This is a genomic window from Allomesorhizobium camelthorni (genome assembly GCF_011045125.1).
GTDB lineage: Bacteria > Pseudomonadota > Alphaproteobacteria > Rhizobiales > Rhizobiaceae > Allomesorhizobium > Allomesorhizobium camelthorni.
In genome coordinates, this window is the sequence record NZ_JAAKZF010000003.1 from 243562 (window position 1) to 263837 (window position 20276).

Annotated in this window: 13 protein-coding genes and 1 pseudogene; 9 read left to right on the top strand and 5 right to left on the bottom strand. The window is 58.3% G+C overall.

Features of this window, described 5'->3' with window-relative positions:
• Positions 1–3 precede the first annotated feature (3 nt).
• Positions 4–612 carry a type II CBASS E2 protein gene (locus G6N73_RS05230; protein WP_165024248.1) on the top strand — a complete coding sequence of 203 codons (609 nt, stop codon included), beginning with the start codon at positions 4–6 and terminating at the stop codon, positions 610–612.
• Between the two features lie 308 nt (positions 613–920).
• Here the strand turns inward: G6N73_RS05230 and G6N73_RS05235 are convergent, their stop codons facing one another.
• From G6N73_RS05235 to G6N73_RS05250, 4 genes are all read right to left on the bottom strand, one after another.
• Positions 921–1133 (bottom strand): KTSC domain-containing protein, encoded by a 213-nt coding sequence (locus G6N73_RS05235; RefSeq protein WP_165024250.1) that lies wholly within the window; start codon positions 1131–1133, stop codon positions 921–923.
• Positions 1134–1136: 3 nt separating this feature from the next.
• Positions 1137–2819 (bottom strand): helicase HerA-like domain-containing protein, encoded by a 1683-nt coding sequence (locus G6N73_RS05240; protein WP_206078662.1) that lies wholly within the window; start codon positions 2817–2819, stop codon positions 1137–1139.
• Between the two features lie 124 nt (positions 2820–2943).
• Positions 2944–4206 carry an SIR2 family NAD-dependent protein deacylase gene (locus G6N73_RS05245; RefSeq protein WP_165024256.1) on the bottom strand — a complete coding sequence of 421 codons (1263 nt, stop codon included), beginning with the start codon at positions 4204–4206 and terminating at the stop codon, positions 2944–2946.
• 132 nt (positions 4207–4338) lie between these two features.
• Entirely contained in the window at positions 4339–5499 is a 1161-nt protein-coding gene (locus G6N73_RS05250) for a hypothetical protein (RefSeq protein WP_165024259.1), read from the bottom strand.
• Positions 5500–5767: 268 nt separating this feature from the next.
• On the opposite strand from G6N73_RS05250, the gene G6N73_RS05255 reads away from it, so the two are divergent.
• A complete protein-coding gene (locus G6N73_RS05255) occupies positions 5768–6628 on the top strand; it encodes a metallophosphoesterase (protein WP_165024261.1) in 861 nt (286 codons plus the stop codon).
• 613 nt (positions 6629–7241) lie between these two features.
• Here the strand turns inward: G6N73_RS05255 and G6N73_RS05260 are convergent.
• Positions 7242–7724, bottom strand: a complete 483-nt coding sequence (locus tag G6N73_RS05260; protein WP_165024264.1) for a hypothetical protein — start codon at positions 7722–7724, stop codon at positions 7242–7244.
• A gap of 374 nt (positions 7725–8098) precedes the next feature.
• Between G6N73_RS05260 and G6N73_RS38510 the strand changes: the two are divergent.
• The 7 genes and pseudogenes from G6N73_RS38510 to G6N73_RS05290 all read left to right on the top strand — a co-directional run.
• Positions 8099–8248 (top strand): annotated as a pseudogene (locus tag G6N73_RS38510) (DUF4236 domain-containing protein); the annotation flags it as partial.
• A 105-nt stretch (positions 8249–8353) separates the two neighbouring features.
• A complete protein-coding gene (locus G6N73_RS05265) occupies positions 8354–9232 on the top strand; it encodes a hypothetical protein (RefSeq protein ID WP_246251622.1) in 879 nt (292 codons plus the stop codon).
• Between the two features lie 5 nt (positions 9233–9237).
• Positions 9238–9897 (top strand): thermonuclease family protein, encoded by a 660-nt coding sequence (locus tag G6N73_RS05270; protein ID WP_246251624.1) that lies wholly within the window; start codon positions 9238–9240, stop codon positions 9895–9897.
• Positions 9898–10154: 257 nt separating this feature from the next.
• The gene (locus G6N73_RS05275; protein WP_246251626.1) at positions 10155–11960 is read left to right on the top strand and encodes an AAA family ATPase; all 1806 of its coding nucleotides are present in this window, start codon (positions 10155–10157) and stop codon (positions 11958–11960) included.
• Positions 11957–12622, top strand: coding sequence for a 4Fe-4S single cluster domain-containing protein (locus tag G6N73_RS05280; protein WP_165024274.1), 666 nt, complete (start codon positions 11957–11959; stop codon positions 12620–12622). The genes G6N73_RS05275 and G6N73_RS05280 overlap by 4 nt, the downstream gene beginning before the upstream one ends.
• A gap of 248 nt (positions 12623–12870) precedes the next feature.
• Positions 12871–18888, top strand: coding sequence for an AAA domain-containing protein (locus G6N73_RS05285; protein ID WP_343044555.1), 6018 nt, complete (start codon positions 12871–12873; stop codon positions 18886–18888).
• Positions 18885–20231, top strand: a complete 1347-nt coding sequence (locus G6N73_RS05290) for a hypothetical protein (protein WP_165024279.1) — start codon at positions 18885–18887, stop codon at positions 20229–20231. The genes G6N73_RS05285 and G6N73_RS05290 overlap by 4 nt, the downstream gene beginning before the upstream one ends.
• Positions 20232–20276 lie beyond the last annotated feature (45 nt).

Below are 20276 nucleotides of genomic sequence, written 5' to 3' on the forward strand. Positions count from 1 at the left end.
AAATTGGCGTCGCTTTCGGTCAAAGAGCAGGACGAACGTCTGCGGGCAGCGAACCCAAGCTTCCGTATGACCATCGACACGTGGTGGATGGGCGTTTGGGAAGGAAATCTGACGCCGATCTGCCAAGCCTACCGGGTGCGCATTCGTTACTTCCCATACCGATATTGGGAGCACGTCACGATAGGGCACCCGTACGTGACGGTGAAAGTGATTGATCCCCTCATCGCGCCCGATCCGCGCGGAACGGGCGAGCGAACGCCGCATGTCTACAGCTTCGGTCATCCGCCAGAGCTTCCGGCACTTTGCAGTTGGGATCCGGCGGAAGACGAATGGAACCCGGGCGAGTACATAGTCGATAAGATCATCCCATGGACGATCAAATGGCTGCTCTTCTACGAAGACTGGCTCGACACCGGTGTATGGCAGGGACGCGGGCGGCATCCTGATCTGCCCCGCTCCCGCGGCTGCGAGCACGCCGTGAAGTCGCAGTCGTGCGGCCCTACTCTGTTCCATTCCTTCGGGACGAGGATCGGCCTACATTCATCAGCGGTAGCCCTCGTTTTGGGGGCTTTCGGGTTTCGAACCGACTACTCTTGGCCAATCCTGCCGTAGAACTAGCTCCTGAGGCAGTGAGAGTTACTGGTCCTCATTAACGATTCGCCTTCGGCGTAAGCGGCACTGGCTTCGCCTGGTCCGCGGCCGCATCAAACGCGTGCATTCTTCTCAGCGCTTCCGCAAGGGGCATCGGTTCCCCGCTGCGGCATTGGCGGCGGCTTCCAGCCTTTGAGCACGCGCTTCGAAAACGGCCTCCTCCTGCGGCGCAACGCTCGCCAGCTGCTTCCATTTCCTGCCGATTCCGACTTCGTTTATTCATCCTGTGACGGTTCCGTTCGGACGGGCACGCTGTCAGATGAACATGGTCAAGTTTCCCTGACGGGATATCCCTTGGCTTTGAACTCCTCGTTCAGGAACCTGCCCTTCGAAGAAGTGTCTCGGAACCGCTCCCAAACTTCTTGGGTAACCTCGGAATAGATGTAATGGCGGCCAGTCTTGAAGATCACATGCGCTTCCCCTTCGTATTCGTCGTACCCGATCTGATCGACAGTCGACGAGTCGACGTAAATTAGGTCCATCGGTTATTCCTTTACCTGCTGCCGCCAATTCCGCAGAGCTTGCCCATAGAATTGCGCATCTGGTCTAGGATCCGTCTCCCATTGTGTGGAGACCTTCGGCTCCGCGCCTCCTTCGGGTGACTGCGTCAGGCGCACGCGGACGCGCGAGGGAACAAACATCGCCTCGCCTACGAACAGGCCTTCACCGGTTCTGAGCGAGGGCAACAGGTCTACCAGTCCGCCAAGGTCGTCCGGAAAAGCGGCTGCGACGCGACTCCTGTCTCCCGGGTTGGTGGTGCGCAGCGCGATCATTGTTCCACACTGACTTAGAACCGTGACGTCGATTTCGCTGGGACGTTGTGTAACTACCGTTAGCCCGACTCCGTACTTACGGCCCTCTTTGGCAACCCGAGTGAGAATGCGATGGCAGCTGCTGTCACCACCTTCAGGTAGGAAGCGATGCGCCTCGTCGACAATGATCAGCAGAGGCTGCGCCTTGCCGGAGATTTCCAGTGAGCCCGCCCAAAAGAGGGTGTCATAGACGATCCTCAGGAGCAGTCCAACCACGTCGCTTGCGACGTCCGACGGCAGCTCCGAGACGTCAAGAATCGTGATCGGCTTGTCATGTCCAACCCAAGACGCGACCAAGCCATCGATGTCAGCGTCTACGTTTCCGGCAACATCTGGCGCGTACCCACCTTTCGGCTCGAACAGAAAGGCATAGCGCGCATCAGTGAGGCGACTGCGGGCAAGTTCCAGCTGCTTCGAAATTCCGCGAGGGGACGGGTTTTTGAATGGCTCCTTCGCACCTGGTGCATGGATGGGGTAGACGTTCGAAATTAGCGCCTGCGGATCACCGGCCTGTTCAACCTGAGTCGGGACCCGTTGGCCGCCTACGGTACGGAAGGTGCGACGCTCAAAATCGTCGAGGTCGAACCACAATTGTCGCATGCTGAAAGGCACAGGACTGTCCGCCGTGACAGCCGCCGCCTGAGGCGGGTTTTCAAGATGGACGGCTGCCGCCCGCTTCATGTCTTGGACCATGTCACGGATAGCCGCTTCATTCGTTGGAGACATGCCACCGAAGGTGATCGACAACAGCTCGTCGAAGGGAAGCGCCCAGAAAGGCACCACAAGCGGCTGCTCGCCTTCACCGGGGGTAACGCGGAATACGGTCGAGCGCCCGGATGCCACCCCCGCATACTCGCCATGGGGGTCGATGACCAAGACACGGGCAGAGGGATACTCCGCCGACGCGAGCGCCTCCAGGATCACAGAGACCAGGTTCGACTTCCCCGCTCCCGTAGAGCCGACGATCGCACAATGGCGGCTAACAAAGCGATCCAGGTCGAGTGATGCCGGGATTCCGCTCGTGGACGCTACGTTCCCGACTGTCAGCCCGCCTGCAAACGGTGCCCGGCCGTAAATGATCGAGAGATCCCCGCTAGTTACGAAATGAACTTCGTCGCCCACCGTCGGATACTGGCCGACGCCGCGCTCGAAACGTCCGCCGGTCGACTCGCCGAACAGGACGATCGTCATCCACCGATAACCCGCAAGTCCTTCGTCCTTCGCAGGATCCCTTTCAAGGACAGCGAGTTCAGCAGCTGTCGAAGGCGGCACGGCGTCCGCGCCCACTTGGGAGCACACCGCGTAAAGCTGGGTATAACCGACCGGAACCCTGAAAAATCCACCAATCTGGCCCACGCGATATGACTCGCCTTCGACCAAGACGAGTGTAGTGGGCAAATCACGCCGGAGCCGAACCCTCACCACGCCACCTGCGACGGACGCGACTTGGCCAACGTAAGTTGGGTCTGAGCTGGCCATGTTATGCCGGTCTGGTCAGTGCGCCGAGAAACACGGCGAAGCGAGCGAAGTCGCCGAGCAGGAGCGTTCCGGACCCGCTTGGCTGTTCTCCTTCTTCAGTGGAGTCCAGTTGGAAAGCCTGTTCGATCTGAGGCGCACTCCGAACCTCCTGCAGCCGCCACTTGCCCGGGCTTCCGCCAATATGCGCGACACGGGGACCCAAGGCCATGAGGTTCAAGAAGCGAGCAGCCCGCTGCACGAGCACCGAATCCTCTTCAGGGTCAGAATATTGCAGCGCGATGACGTGGGGGCGGCGCTTTGCCTCAAGCGCGTCAAAGATGATCGCGTTGATGTGCTCGTCAGAGAAGCTGTAGCCACACACGAACAGGATTGCATCATCGCGCTCCAGGACACGGGTGAGCCGGTCGAGCAACGCGGAATACGGCTGCTTCCGAGATTCATCGTACTTGTGGTGCGACGGGAGGATCATCTCCCCCTCGTTGTGCGGATCTGTGCGCACTACCCGTTGGCGGCCCCTTACGGTGTCCAGCCGCCAGTTGATAGAACCGTGGATTTTCCAAAGCCTGGTCCAGGCTGGACCCGGCGCACTTTCCGGGCGCGTCAGGCTGTCGTGAGAAAAGAAAGGTCGGTTGCAGCCCACGAAACCGTCGAAAGCAGGAACACGTTCTGCCTCGAGCGCAGTTTCAATCAATACGTCGTAATTCGTGGTGAAAATTTCGACGGGGTGCGCGCGCGGCATACGCGCGATCCAGCGCACAAATTCCTCATGCGGCAGCTTTTCAGGGAAGCTTGAGGGATCCGGATTCACCTGGGCCGCAATCGTGCTCCGGATCGTCTTTTCAAGTTGGGCGAGGTCAGCGGCTGTCAGCCCGGAGAGCGTGTCGCCGGCTCCGATAGCGTACAGTTTCCGTCGGACGCAGGACAGGATGTCCTCGATGTTTGACGGCCGATCTTTTGGCCGGATCTCAACTTCGATGGCATCGTAGGCGGCTCCGAACCGCGGATCTGCGCCCTCGGGATCCAGCTTTCGGATCTCTTTCACGCAAATGTTCGTCAATTCGGCAACATTTGGAATCAACGACCGCGTCTTGGGGATTGTCTCTTGGCCGGTCTGCTCCGGCTGAGTGCCCAAGTCTTCGACAACGACCGGAATGCGCACTGCGCAAGAGCTTCCCGCGCCAAACAGAAACGCGACATTCGCGTCTGGCTGCGTCAGATGATTGCGCAGCGTTTCCAGCACTTTCCAAGGATCATGTGTCGCCATTGGCCACCCAATTTACGCAGAGAGGCAACCGACTCTCTCCGCAACTAAAAGTATATCACGGAAAACAACCGCGCTGTGCGACTACGTTGAGCAACTCCCAGAGCGCAAGTGCAGATCAACACGTATCCAGACCTAGCGACAACAGACCTTGCGAACATAGGTGTTGCCGTAGGTCATGAAAGCATCGTCCGGTATTGAGCCCTTCTCCTTCAGCGTCTTCACCAGGTTGGCGGCCACATCTTCGTTGAAGGTGTCTTCCAACGTAATTGCGAACCAACCATTGGTGGCTAGATGGGCCGCAAGCGGGATCGGCGCGGAGCGCACGTAAGACTCCGCCTCGGGCAAATTGTCGAAACTCTTAATCTGGATATGGCGCTGGCCGAAGGGGCCACTATCGTACTGGTCAACGAAAACCCAGGTGTGGTGCATGTAGCCGATCTGGTCGCTCGACCGAACACGGTACCAGCGATCGGCGCTGTCGAGAATGGCGACCGGGCTTCCGTTCCGGAGATTCACCACATTGGCCGCCTTTCCATCCGGCAAGGCCTTCACCGGGGCCGCGCCTTTGGGGTGCCTGATACGGCCGGAGCGAGCCTCGGGGATCGACAGCGGCGACCCACTCTGAATGGAAGGCGAAGGCAGAGCCGCGATGTTGGGCTGTGGCGTGGCGGAAGGGGCTGGCGTTGGCAGGGGAACCTGCGGCTGGCCGACATCCACTTGGTTTGTGACCCGGTACTGCTTCATCTCGCTGTTCGAGAGGTAGCGCATGTCGTCACTGTCATATTGCAGCGAAAGCTGAAGCAAGGCGGGATCAACGCCCATTTCGATCATATACGTCATCACATCGGCCGTGAGCTGTTGGACAGCAGAAACGGCCGTCTGGGTATCGATCGCGTGGCTCCCGCTAAAGGAGGATTTGTGGACGCCAATCGCGCCCGGCTCTGACCAGCGAATAACTCCGCCAAGGAAAGCCAAGGCGCAAGCCGAAGCGCAATTCGGTCCTTTAGGTTGTAGCGTATTGAGCCTGTATGAGCGGATGAGCCGACCCAGCTCCATTGCCTTCATGACATTTCCGCCGGGCGAATTGAACCCAACCACCGAAGGATTGTGCGACCTCACCACGGATGCGAACTCATCGAGATTGTCGTCGTAGGAAAACTCGCCGAGAACCATCACGTAGCGGAGACCGTCAGGCGTCTGCTCGGGTTGATAGCTCAATCCGGCATGGGCAGTCGCAGTGACGACAATCCATGCGGCCAATGCAACCAACAGCGCCAAAGATTGCCGAACCATCACCCTCACCCCCGGCCAGAATTTAACGCCCTCGATTGCTGCTGTCGAATCATGCCGCGAAATATCGTGACAGGACACTTAAGGCAGGCGCGATAGTTTAATAGACGGGCAGCAGCTCCGCTGGTCTTGGCACCGTCGGACTTTGTACCAACTGCCCAAGCTACATTTCCGATGGTTGAACATAGGGAGTTCACTTGGGGTAGACCCGCCGCTTAATAGAACGCCAACGGACTGCCGGTAAGCGTTGATCCAACAAAGGACGTACCGCTTGCCTCATATCACGTACGCTATCGGCGATATCCATGGACGTGCCGACCTTCTGGAGCCACTGTTATTTGCGATCGAAGACGACGCATCTGCGTCCCGTGTCGAACCTCGTGTGCTATTCCTCGGCGACATCATCGACCGCGGCCCTAGCAGCCGGGAAGCTATGGACCTCGTCTGCGACGCCCTGGCCCGATGGCCGCGTTCACGGCTGATCCGGGGCAATCACGATTCCTACTTCCTCGATTTCATGACGGCCGATCTGGTCGACGACGACAGATTTGGGAAATGGCTGATGCGGCTTGGTGGATACCAGACGATGGAATCCTACGGGCTCCTTTCAGCGAGGAACATCCGGCATGCCACTGAAAGCTTTCGAACAATCCATCCTCGGCATCTGGAGGCGTTCGAGAATTCATGCAGGATTGTCGTCGACGATCGCTTCGCCTTTGTCCACGCAGGCATAGATCCGCTCCGCCCAATCGACGACCAGGATCCAAAAGACCTCATGCTGATCAGGGAAAGGTTCCTTGGGTACGACGGGCATCTGTCTCACGTCATCGTCCACGGGCATACCCCCACGTCGGATAACTTTCCGGACGTGAGAGCCTGGCGGATCGCCATAGATACCGGTGCCTATGCATCCGGGAGGCTGAGCTGTTTGGCCATCCCTGAGGACGAACGAAACCTTCACTTCCTCTTTGCTACTGCATTCGGCCGGAACATTGAGGTCACACGGGAGACGCAGACGGATGACAGGTTTTGTACGCCTCAAGGCGAAGTACCCTCACCTCATTCCGGCAACCATGAGCTTCGATGCGGAATAGGCTGGGAGCTGGTTCTTGATCGCTACTTTACGACGTAGCACTAGCCTTGCCTGGGGACGCGCGGCTGCGCCTCGATGCGGTTTATGAGAAATACGGGAGTCTCAGAATCGAAGCTGTGGCCATGGGGCCCAGTACCCCGGAGGTTCTCCACGCGCTCGACAAGGCCGCGGCTATCGCAGAGTCGCGCTCGTATCGATGTTGTGAGACCTGTGGTGCACCGGGAAGCTTTCGTGATCGGGGGTTGCTGTACGTCGCGTGTGAGGCCCACGCGAGGGGGGCAGCCGCGCTGCCGCCAGACGAAGGTGGCACTACCCTGGACGGAATTGCCTATGAGTACGACGAAGGCATCGACGACCTGATTGCCATGAAGCGAGCAGGAAGCTGCTGAATAGTGCACGGAACAGGTATTGCAGCTCGGGTGCCCGCGAGATCGGCCGCCCGAGTCGAACGGCAGCAGATCGGGCCTTGAGATAATACCCGATTAAGTCGTCGCAACTTCGGGGCTGGGAGCGCCCATTGTGGACCAAGAGCGCCCGCTTCTGATCAGTATGCCGCTACAATCGCCAGCCTGAGACTGCTGAAGAAGGTGGCCAGCGAGGGCAGTCTGTCGGCGCTCAGCGAAATAAGAGATGAAAATAGGAAAGCGCGAGTTTAGGCGAGTTCGTTCAATGCGGTCATGCAGATCTGCTTGATGCTCTTGGCATAAGGATCAGCCGACCAGTCCTTCCAACTGATGTGGGCGAGGTCTCCGGCCTGTTTCCGAAATTGAAACAGGCGGACGGCACTGTCCTTCGGGAGCATAATTGCATCATACAATGTGAAATCACGATGCCACCTGATTGCGGCAATCCATGAGGCCTTGTCCAAATTTCGTTGTTTCAAGGACACTCGCGGGTATGGACCATCCGTTCCCAGGATACGCGACTTGACCTCGATCAGGCCATAGGACCGAGACCGAACGTCGGACCCTAGATTGTTGCCGCCGATGACTTCCCCTCCTGTCGCAATGGCAACAAGTAGCTCGCTCAGCAGTTCATGGCTTATGTGATCGTAACGGGCAATGCATCGCGATCTCTGCAGGATTTGCATCATCTCATTGGCGTCTTCGACTGCGAATTCCTGTTTGTTAAGCATTAGGTTCACCGAGCAGTTCCGATCACGTTGCTATTCGCCGATTCGATCATGGCGTCGAGGTGAATTTTGCAAATGGCACTCTGCTGCTGTTCCCGCCCGGGACGGGCAGCCCTTTGGGTATCAGCCGGCCATTTCAAGTTTCCTCGAGCGACGTGGTCTAAACTCGAACTTTTATCTTCTCGTCTCTTCGAAGCCAGTTCTGATCCGCAATCGCCGGCGGTCGTGCAAGCTGGAGACGCCGGAGCATCTCAACTGAAAGTTAGCACGTAGAACGTGGCACGCTCGCAAGCATCGCCCGTTGCAGGCAAATAGTTATTGCTCCCGCGGAAATGCCCTACTAGTGCTTGATTGGGCGCGAACTTGGGGGTGTGGCAATGGGCTTCTCTGTCCGGAAATCGGTCTCGGTCGGACCGTTCCGATTCAATTTGTCAAAATCAGGAATTGGAGCGTCGGTCGGGATCCCGGGATTAAGAATAGGGACTGGCCGCCCGCGAGGCAATTACGTGCATGCCGGAATGGGCGGTTTCTATTATCGTTCCACCCTATCCTCGCCGAAGCCACCACTTCGACCCGCTGCGGCCCCATCAGGCGGCGTTTCAATTCCTGCCGATCCACATGGCAACGTAGTGATGCACGAAATCGAGAGCGGTTCGGTTCTCGATATGGTGCCGGAATCGGCAGCCACTCTATTGGCCGAGATCAACAGCAAGCATTCGATGATCACGCTTAGCAGTGTAGCTATGGTCATTGGCGCAATGGTCGTGGCCGGAACATTCTTCGCCGGGCTAAGAGACCTTGCCACGATGTTGGCAGTGGTAGCCGTATTCGCGGTGATTGGAGCGAGGTACATAGATAAGATCCGGCGGTCTGTCGTCCTATTCTATGATTTCGAACCTGATCTCCTCGTTCGATACCAAGGCTTTGTCGACGCTTTCGAACGGCTCCGCGGGTCAAACGCGATCTGGCATGTGGCCGCTGAGGGAAACGACAACAACTGGAAACGGAACGCCGGGGCTACGCGCATCCAGAACCGAAGCGCCATCCAATTTTCGTTATCAAGTCCTCCGGTGGTGAAGTCGAACATCGACGTGCCCACGATTCCGGTGGGAAAGCAGGTTCTCCATTTCTTCCCCGACAGGCTTCTTGTCGTAGACAGCTCAAAGGTTGGGGCTGTCGAATACACGGACCTCGGATTGGACGCGCATCCTATCAGGTTCGTCGAGGATGGCCGTGTCCCGTCCGACGCAAAGATCATCGGACATACCTGGCGGCACCCGAACAAGAACGGCGGGCCCGATCGGCGTTTCAGCAACAATGTGCAATTGCCCGTGTGCGCTTACGAAGAAATGCACTTCTCCAGCAAAAGCGGTCTGAACGAACTGATCCAAGTAAGTGTCGAAGGACGAATGGGGCCGTTTGTTTCGGAACTGCGGCGGCTCGTTTCGCCGGGCGTCGCGTCTAAGCGATCTAATCCTTCGATGTTCGGAAGCGATGGCCCAGTCATATGAAATGCTTGCCCAAACTCGGCGCAGCCGTCTGGCTCGTGGCTGTATCAGCAAGCGCTTCGGCGGCTGAAGTCAAGGGAATAGCCAAGGTCATAGACGGCGATACGATCCGCATTGGCGGAACGACGATCCGACTGCACGGTATCGACGCTCCTGAGGCCGGACAAAAGTGCGTTACGGCATCTGGGAAGAGCTGGGACTGCGGCGACGCCGCGATGGACGGCCTTGGCGACCTGATCGCCGGGCACATTACGTGCGTCGGAACCGAATACGACGGTTATAACCGCCTTCTTGCAGTTTGCCGGAGTTCCGAGGGGATTGAAATAAACCGGACGCTGGTAAAAGATGGCCATGCTTGGGCCTTCCGGAAATACTCCTTCGACTACGCCAATGAAGAGGCGGAAGCCCGGGCGTCAAGGCTGAGAATTTGGCAGGCTGTGACTCAGACTCCTTGGGACTATCGAGCCGACAAGTGGAGGGTCGCCGAGCAAACGTCTCCGAACGGCTGCCCGATCAAAGGGAATATTTCAAACAACGGTCACATTTACCATGCGCCGTGGAGTCCTTGGTACAGTCGCACCAAGCTCAGTCTTGAAAAAGGAGAAAGGTGGTTCTGCTCAGAGCGGGAAGCGCTTGATGCGGGCTGGAGAGCGCCAGCATGGCGGTAAACAGACCTGTACCGCAGTTTGACGACATTCCGGGCTGGTTGGCGGGTTTCTCTAAACGGTACGATTCGTGTTGGGACATAATCTGGTGCAAGATTCTCGATTATCCGTGGCATCAAAGGCGAGTTCGCCAATGATGATGCGCCGGCAGCAATGGTGTCACCGCGCCTCGATTCCGATCGTTGGGACAAACGCGTCCTCCGCGACGAAGAAATAAGGTTGTTTTGTTGGTAGAGAAGTCATTCACAAGATCGCGGTGGTTGCTAGACCTGCTTCGCTTCCTCCCCCTGAAGAGCCAATTTGTTCTGTCTGGTAACGTCAGGGACCTGCAGGCTTATCAGGTCGCCGAAGGAATGGTGGCCCCAGTCCCCCTCACACATTGTCTAGAAAGCGAGCTGCGGGAAGCGGGCTATACTGAGGTCTTGCTCTTCGAACCCTTAACCGGTTTCCGCATTTTGAACGCCGACGGCTCAAGGCAAACTGGTTCTGTCCTCGAACGCATGGGCATCAACGCTTCGGAAGGGGCCATTGGCGGCGCTGAGTTACTTGGGGCTTCGATCGAACGTTTTGTCCGGCTGGACGGGCCTCCTACTGCAATGATTGTGGACTACGCATCAAGGCTCGTTAACCGGAACGAGGCGCTTTCGCCCGCGGAGCACCAGTTGTTTACGCGGGCCCTCATAGCTGCCCATGCCGCAAGAACGCGTCCCGCCGGCGAAAGCCGCAGTCCCTTATTCAATACCGTTATCTGGATCGTAGACAAGGAAGGCGACCTGCCTGATTGGTTCCTCGTCGAAAACCCGCGCATACGCCATATCCCACTTACCAAGCCTGACTATCCGACGCGTAGGATTCTCGCGGCAACGCTGCTCCGCAATTTAAGTGGAGGCAGAGAGGCACCTCCGGAAGCTGTCGCAAAAGCTGAAGAGGCATTCGCAAATCACACGGAGGGCCTTCTCCTCGCCGACCTCAATGCCGTAGCGCAATTGGGACGTAACGAGGGCGTGAAATTCGACCAGATCGCGGAGGCGGTCCGTCGTTTCAAGATCGGGGTTACGGAGGACCCGTGGCGAAAGATCGATCGCGGAAAAATCCGGGATGCTGGCGAATTCATCCGGCAACGTGTGAAAGGCCAGGAACACGCGGTCACCCACATGCTTGACATCGTCAAACGGGCGGTGACCGGCATCGGCAGATCTGGTCGGGGCGGCAATCCCAGAGGCGTGGCTTTCCTCGCCGGACCGACTGGCGTTGGAAAGACTGAGCTTGCCAAGACGGTCACCAGTCTCCTGTTTGGCGACGAAACTGCCTACATTCGTTTCGACATGTCGGAGTTCAGTGCCGAACATGCCGACCAACGGCTGATTGGCGCGCCACCTGGCTACGTCGGATACGACGTTGGCGGCGAACTGACGAATGCAATCCGCGAGAAGCCATTCAGTGTTGTGCTCTTTGACGAGATAGAAAAGGCCCATCCCCGGATTCTCGACAAGTTCCTGCAGATACTTGATGACGGAGTCCTGACATCAGGGCGTGGGGACCGCGTGTACTTTTCGGAAGCCCTCATACTCTTTACGTCTAATCTTGGCATCTACTCGACCGACGGCACGGGGCAACGTGTTGCGAATGTGACGCCCGCCGACAGGCATGAAACGGTAGATGCCAAAGTTAAATCGGAGATCGAAAACCATTTCAAACTGGTGCTCAACCGCCCTGAAATATTGAACCGGATCGGGGAAAACGTGATAGTTTTCGACTTCATCCGGGATGACGTAGCTTCTGACATTTTCGACAATATCGTCGGAAATCTACTGGGACACGCACGTAGCATCGGATTCGAAATCACCCTGAGCCAGCTAGCGAACGAAACTTTACGGAAACTCTGTATTTCGGACTTGACCAATGGCGGCCGCGGCATCCGAAACCAAATCGAGGCGCACTTGACGAACCCGCTCTCTCGCGCCCTGTTTGACCGAGACTCTGATAGCGGGGCTTTCGAGATCGTAGATATCCTTCCAGGCGCGGTCACGACACTGGTCCTCTCGCCGAAGCTCCCTACTCCATGACAGTGGTCGGAATTTCCCGCCTACACTATCCGGTGACTACCCTCGGACCGGGGCAGCGGATCGGGATCTGGTTCCAGGGATGCTCCATCCGCTGTCACGGATGCATCTCCGCCGACACTTGGTCCGACAGGCGCGGGAAAACCTCGCTCGAGTCTCTTCTGGAGGCAATCGATCCCTGGATCACCGAAGCCGACGGGTTCACAATTTCTGGCGGCGAGCCTTTTGACCAGCCTGAAGCTTTGCATGGCCTGCTTACCAGACTACGGCTCCGATCATCCGCAGATATCCTCGTGTTCTCAGGCCATCCGTTCGAAGCGATCGAGGACCATGTCGACCGGTCGAGCGGCTTGATCGACGCGCTCATCTCAGATCCGTTCGAGTTGCACGCACCGCAGACATTGGCGCTTCGTGGAAGCGACAACCAGAGGCTCCATCTCCTCACGGATCTCGGCCGGCGGAGATTCTCCGCCTACGACCGCCCTGCCGAGTTATCAGACAGGTCGTTCGACCTCATGGTCGATGAGGTCGGGGCGGTTTGGTTGGCCGGCATTCCCGGTCGCGGAGACTTCCGGAAGCTAGCGGCCCTGATGGAAGAACAGGGTCACGGCGTAGTCACTACCGAGGACCTGCGGTCCACAGCGATCCATATAGGCAAGCAATGATCCGTTTTTGTCCGAACTGTGAAACAGAGCGCCCTCTGAGCGAAATCTTCTGCGAGGGCAGCCGCCAGGGGGCAACGTGTAACTGGGATCTGACCTCGGCCCCCATCCGCAGCGCAGGCTCGCAGTCAGGGACGGCCGAAGTTCCAGTTCCAACAGAAAGGACCTGTTCCCAAGGGCACCCCGTTGAGGAAGGCGACGTCATCTGCTTCACTTGCGGGACCGATCTCCCAGCCGACCTGACAGTCGAAGTGAGTGCCCTGTCGCCGGCGGACAATGCGATTGTCGAAACGGCCCCCGGAATCGAAGTGACGGAAATAGCCGGATGGCAGCTTATCCGAAAGCTCGCGGCTTCAAACGTTGTGAGTGAAAGGTTCCTTACGCAAGAACCAGAAAGCGGCAAACCCGCGGTACTCACCCTTTACGCCGACGCGGCCGAACCCGACCCGGCAGTTTATGATGTTGTCCGCAATCTCCCCCGCGACCATGTGCAGGAAATTCTCGATATCGGCCGCTGGAGTGACCGCGCTTATGAGGTTGCGGAAGAAATCACAGGTGGTTCCCTGGCTGAACTCGGCCATACAGGATCCGGCTTGGATGCAATTCAGCGCTTGGTTTCCGAGATTGGAGGAGCGCTGCACGCATTTTCGAACTCGGGCCTTCGGCACCGCGATCTCCATCCGGGTAACATCATCGTAAGGACCAGAAACCCGCTGGACCTCGTCGTCACCGGATTCGGTTCAGCCCGTCTTTCGGACTTCGATCTTGACGTGGTCTCTCCTTTGGAGACTACGCGGTACATGGCTCCGGAAGCCATTGCAGGGGGAGTTGCGGCTGCCTCCGACTGGTGGAGTCTTGGAATGATCGTTTTGGAGCAAGCCACGGCGGGCGCTTGCTTCGAAGGGGTCAACCAGCAAGCCTTCCTCATCTACGTCCTGACGAACGGCGTGCCGATCCCTTCTGACCTCGATCCTTCAGTGGAGGTATTGCTGCGCGGCCTGCTGGCCCGCGATCATCGAAAACGCTGGCAATGGAAAGAAGTGAGAGGCTGGCTCGAGGGTGAGGAAATTCCTGTCCCAACGGAGGCCGCCTCTGTCAATGAGACCAGCGGTCGGGTTCCGATCGCACTGGCAGGCACGAGCCACGACAAGGCCGCGAAATACGCGCTTGCGGCGGCCGAAGCCGTGAACTGGGACGAAGCTCGGGATCAGCTTGCACGGGGGGCAGTCGCTACATGGGTTGAGGATGCGGAACTGGATTCAAAAATCCGTTCAGGTATCCGCCAGCTAGCACATATCGAAGAGATATCGGATGATCTGCGTCTCTCGCTTGGACTGAAGGTGCTCAACCCGGCGATGCCCTTGATCGCCAAAGGCAACATCGTCACGCCTGGTTGGCTATTGGATCATCCCGAGGAAGGCTACAACCTCATTGCGGGACCGGCACCCGACTTTCTCAAGCGCATTGACGCTGAACCGTGGCTTGGCAAGCTCAAGGAGAGGGTAGCAACGGTCAGGGCCAGAGCAAGGCAACTCGGGATAGAGCTGAACGAAGACGACTTGCGGATAAACCTCCTCTCTACATCCAAGGCTCGTCTGTCGGCGCTCTGGGATGATCGCCGCCGCCTGTTCCCCGATACCGATCATCCCGGTCTCGTTTCGCTTATCGAGCGAAGGCAGACGACGGAAGAGGATTTTATACTCTTATTGTCCGCGGTCTTGGGACAGTTCAGATCGGTGCAGGAGATCCTGGAAGAAGCGCGAGATGCCGCCGAACGTGCTGGGGTGACCACATTTCGTGTGGACGCTGCGGAAGAAATGCTGGCCAGTTCCCGTCGCGACATCCACAAGATGATTGATGAACGGCTGACAGGTTTCGCGCGCTGCAACATCGCCCGCGTCGACGAATGGGCTGATCAGTTCCGGCTCGATCGTAGAATGCCCATAGGTCGGGCGCTTGCGCTCCTTTCAGTTCCCGAAGAGAGTTGGGTGGAGCCGCCGAAGCAGGCCTATGTCTCGACTCTCCTTGACTACTTCGCGAAGAAGATTTCGGGAAGCATCTTGCGAGGTCCCCTCACCCGTATGCTGATCGGGAAGTCCACCCCCCGCGTCGATCTAATGGAACTTGGCAGCGAGCGAAGGACCGCACCGGCGATACTGGACCAAATCCTCGCGCGCACTGACCACACGATCGACATCGATCCAAGCGTGTTTGTCGGACCCGAAACACTGGAACGCCGTCTTCGATCACTCTACGCCCATTCAACCCTGTACAAGCGCGATACTGGCATTGACGGCTTGTATCTAGGATTCCCCATTCTGCTGATGAGGGACGTCCGCGGCAATACACGGACCCGTATCGCACCGGTTCTGCTGTGGCCGGTCAAGATCAGTCCGCAGGTCGGAAACCGCGGACATGTGTCGGTGTCATTCGATCGCGACCGTGACGAAGTGCGGCTCAATCCTGCGTTCGAGGGCATGATTGGGATCGAAGCGTCCCGACGATGGCTGGACGCCGCATCCGATCTCCTTGGACGTGCAAGTTTTACCGCTGCAGACGTGATGGATTCCTTTGGAACGACGCTTGCCTCGGTTCGCAGCCGCGAACTGAAACCGGTTCCAGGCCGTGAAACGGAGGTGGAGCCGGGCAGGCCAGAAGTTGAATGCTCGGCGGTGTTCTTCCATCTGGCGTACATGGGGCAGGCGGTCGTGGAGGACCTTAGGCAACTCAAGGGAATCCCGCCCGCCGGTACGGCTCTCGAAACCGCACTCAGGGTAACCAGCCAGGACTGGAGCGCCCGAGAGATTCCTGCTGTTCCGGAGAACGACCGTTATTTCACGGTGGCCAGCGATCCATCCCAGGAAGCTGCCGTACTGGAGGCGCGAGGGGCACCGGGGCTGCTGATCGAGGGACCACCTGGAACGGGAAAGAGCCAAACGATCGTGAACATGGTGGCTGATGCGATCGGTCGGAAGAAAAGCCTGCTGGTCGTCTGCCAAAAACAGGCAGCTCTCGAAGTTGTCAAGAAACGGCTGGAGGCAGAAGGGCTGGGCGAGCGGATCGTAATGATTTCCGACATGAACCGGGACCGTGAGCCGACCATTCGCGCTGTTCGCGAGCAACTTGAAACCCTGTTTTCCCGACCTCGTGGAGGAGCACCGCTGTGGAAGCGGGAACGCGAGATGCACGCCGCCCGAATTCACGCATTGGAGACCGAACTAGACCAGCATCACGCAGCTTTGCATCAGGTTGATGAAGCTACTGGCGGAACCTACCGCACCCTTCTAGGAGAACTGATCGCGCTCGAGGTGGGTGCACGACCGGCTTTGGAAGTCACGGCGTTGCGCCGGCTGCTCGCCGACTTGGACCCGTTCAAAGTTGCAGAACTGGAAGAAACCTGCGGAGCTCAGGTGCAGCACTGGCTTCCTGCGAAATACGAGGGCAGCCCACTTTCCGTCCTCAAATCCTTCACTCCGGACGCGGCCACCGCAAGCGCTTTCTCAGATGACTTCGAAGCGCTTCGGCGCAACGAATCCTATCGCGCGGAAGTCCTGGAGCGGACGCTGGACGCGATCCCGCTTTCGGACCCCGAACCGTACCGCAAGTGGTTCAATGAGCACGACAGCGAATTCAGGTCGATGTCGGCTGCGACTCGAAATGAGTTGGCCAGGTGGTTGCAGCTGTCCCGCCGCGATGCCGCAGGGCAAAGCGACGTCACCAACTTGGCCCAAACTCTGTTGGAGGTTGAACGGAAGCTCCGTAATGTCGAGCATTCGCCAGTGTCTAGCAAGGTTTCACACGTCGCAGTCTCCCTTTCGGACCAAGACCTAGAGCAGTCCGTAAAATTGGCAGCTTCGGTGACGGCTCCGGTCTCCGGCATCGGCCGGTTCAATCCTCTTCGCTGGAACAGAAAGCGCCAACTCCGAGGTTTTCTGGAAGATCACAAACTTGGCGACGGGCCTGAGGACATTGCAGCGTTTCTAACGGCCGGACAGATGGAGCAAATTCGGCGTCCGCTCCGCGACCGCCTTCGGTCATTGCTGTCCACGATAAGGGAAGACGGCTTGGTTGCGAGAGACGCTGCCGCGCGGGAACTGGCGGACATCGCATCGCACCGAAGCGCCAGCCTTGGTGTTTGCCAGCGTCTTGCGGATGCTGTTTCGGCGTTTCCGGATCCACTTAGGCTTGAAACGATCGTTTCGAGCGGATCGCTTGAAGCGTACGAGAACCTCAAGACTAGTGCCGAGCATGCTTTCGAGAGGTACGAAGCCCGGCAGTTCAGTCGAGCTGCCCTCGACAACCTTTCGCCTTGGTTTGAGAAAACGTGGCTCGACGGGCGGCGCGCTGAAATCGACGCCGACGGGGCAACTTCAGACGCAATTTTGAAAGTCGCGGAGAGCCTCCCTGCCCTTGCCTCCTACCAGCGCTTCCGCATCAGGGCGTCGCGGATCGGAGATACCGCGATGAGGGTATTCGGAGTGTTGCGCAGCAAGGATGTCTTGCTGGCAGAGATCCCCGATGCAGAGTTGGAATCGGAGACGCGCAGGATTATTGCCCGCGAAGCGCGTTTGGCCTGGAAGGCGCGGATCGAGGCTGATAACCCGACCCTCCTATACGAGACTGGAGAAATCCAGAGCAAAATCCGGGCTCTTGCCGAAGCAGATCACGCGATGCGACGAACCAACCGCGACTTGCTGATTGAAGGCATCGACGTCGGCCGCATCCGCCCGCTTCGGGAGTGGGAAGACATCACGCGGTTGCGCGGGCAGCGGGCACGACGTCTGCGGGAGTTCCTGGACCGGGGCACGGATCTCGGACTGATGGAACTTCGTCCTGTCTGGCTGATGAACCCGGACGTTGCAAGCCGGGTCCTGCCTCTCAGGGGCGCAATGTTTGACGTCGTGATCTACGATGAATCGTCCCAGATGCCGGTTGAATATTCACTCCCCACACTATTTCGGGGAGACATCGTCATCGTCAGCGGCGACGAGAAGCAAATGCCCCCGACGGCGTTCTTCTCGAGCAAAGTCGAAAACGACGAAGCCGACATCTTCGATGGTGAAGAACTGGAGGAGAACGCGAGCGACGAGGATAGGGACATCTATACCGAAACATGGAACAGGCGCGAGATCAAAGATTGTCCCGATCTCCTGCAGCTTGCCAGGACTGTACTCCCGTCAACCACGCTCCAGATCCATTACCGGTCCGCATACCGGGAGTTGATAGGCTTCTCCAACGCCTCGTTCTATGGCAACCGGCTCAACGTTCCCGTCAAACATCCGGACGACGAAGTCAGGCGTGCGAGACCTATAGAACTAGTCCGTGTTGACGGGATTTACAGCGACCAGACCAACCGGATGGAAGCGGACAAGGTGGTTGAGCTCCTTGCTGAGCTTTGGAGCCGCGACAGCGCGCCGCCAACGGTCGGTGTCGTCACTTTCAACCGCAAACAGGCGGACCTCATCGAGGAAGTCCTCGAAGAAAGGGCTGAGAACGATGCCGACTTCCGAGTTGCCCTGGCGAGGGAGCGGGAGCGCATCGAGGATGGCGAGGACATGGGCTTCTTCGTCAAAAACGTTGAAAACGTGCAGGGTGACGAGCGGGACGTGATAGTGTTTTCATCGACATTCGGGAGGAACGGACAAGGCACTTTCCGGCGCAATTTCGGCGTTCTCGGTCAGAAAGGCGGTCAACGCCGCCTGAACGTTGCCGTCACCCGGGCAAGATCGAAGGTCGTGATGGTGACCTCGATACCCATTGCTGAGATTTCGGACATGCTATCCTCCCGGAGGCCTCCTTCCGCTCCACGCGACTTTCTACAAGGCTATCTCGAATACGCTCGCGCCATATCGGCAGGCGAATTCGAAAGTGGCCGTACGCTGCTCTTGCGTCTCGCAACGGAACACGGAGGCGAGAAGGAACGTGTCGCTACCGAACAGGACGGCTTCTCCGACTCGGTCGCGTCCTTTCTGCGCGAGCAGGGTTGGCGTCCTCAGCAGGCACACGATGGAGGTGCGTTCGGGCTCGATTTCGCAATCGAGGACCCGAGGACTGGCCTCTTCGGTATTGGCATCGAATGCGACGCTCCCCGCCACCGGATTTTGGAAACGGCCCGTGCCCGCGAGGTATGGCGGCCGAAGGTCCTCGGCCGGGCGATTCCCCGCATCCACCGCGTTTCGTCCCACGGGTGGTTTCACAACAAAACGGAGGAGCGCGCGCGGCTCCGGACGGCAGTTATCGAAGCACTCGGACATGGAGCAAGCCGATGAGTGGTCCAAAGGTTGTCCGTATAATAACCAGGGAAGAAATGATTGCCCTGTGCGAACGCCTTCTCGCCCAGTTTGAAGCGGCGATGGCCGAATGGGTGCGTATTGGCCGCCGTAATGGCACGGTGGACGACGGTGACATCGAAGCTGTCGCTGCCCGCGGGAGCGCTTTGAAGAATTTGCTGGCCTCGGACAGGTTCATGGACCTGCAGAAACAGGTCGCCGCTGAGATCTCCTATCTCGCGTCTGACACCCAGGTGCGCCTAGTGAAAGCAGCGGATGCGGAAACAGAAAAGCGGAAGTCCGCACGTCGCCTTCAGAAATCCGCCGAGACGCTCGCAGTAGCGTTGGGACGGGCTGGCCGCGACATCCCAACAGAGTTGGCAGCCGTGCTGAAGTCGGGAACCCTTTCTCGGCAGCAGCTGGAAGCAGCCATCAGCGGAGCAATGAAATCGCTAATGGGATCCCATTCGGCGGGCGGAATTTCCGAACACCAGCGCGAACTCGCGAATTGTCTCGGAGAAGGCGAACGAAGGCTGACGTTTTCGGAATGGGCGTCCGCTCAGCCGCTTGTGGACGACGATTTGTTGGACTCGATAGACACGCATCTAGCGGAGCTGTCGACGCTCGCCGGGACGGATGCGGCGGCAGCTTTCGAAGAACGCGCCGCCGCCGTGGCCGTCGAAAAATCTTCGCGCAAGCAGTTGCTCGCCGACAGCCTCCTAATCGATCTCGCGGCCGCAACCAAACAGGCGCGGGACAGGATCAAGCTGCGGCCGACTCTAGCCTCGCTCCGGAAAGAATTGGAAAAATTTGACAGTGAACGGGCGCGTTCCCTAGCCCAAGAACTTGATGCAGTGCTTGGGTCAGGAGGCTTGGCCAGTGCGCCTTTGCACATTGAACGTGCAGAGGCTTACCTAAAGGAGCAGGCTGACGCAGCGGCCTCTCGCGCACGCCGCCGTGCCGTCCTCGAAGGACTGTCCGCATTGGGATACGACGTCAGGGAGGGAATGGAAACAGCGTGGGTGAAGGACGGCCGCATCACAATGCGAAAGGCATCCGACCCCGGCTTCGGGATTGAGGTTGGGGGGAATCCGGGAGGCAATTTGCAGATGCGGGCAGTTGTATTCGACGGGGGCGCACAGCGCAACACCGGACGAGATATCGACATGGAAACAGCATGGTGCGGTGAGTTTTCTCAGCTTCGGGAGATGTTCGCCACAAACGGAGGCGAAATACTCATTGAAAAAGCGCTCGCTGTAGGCGCGGTGCCATTGAAGGTGGTGGCTTCGAATACAGTCGACGAAATCGTCGCCGAGGTAGCCAGAGGAGCACGACACAGCTAGCACGGTGTCTGCCGGCAAGATATGAATGGCGCTTGGACGATTTGG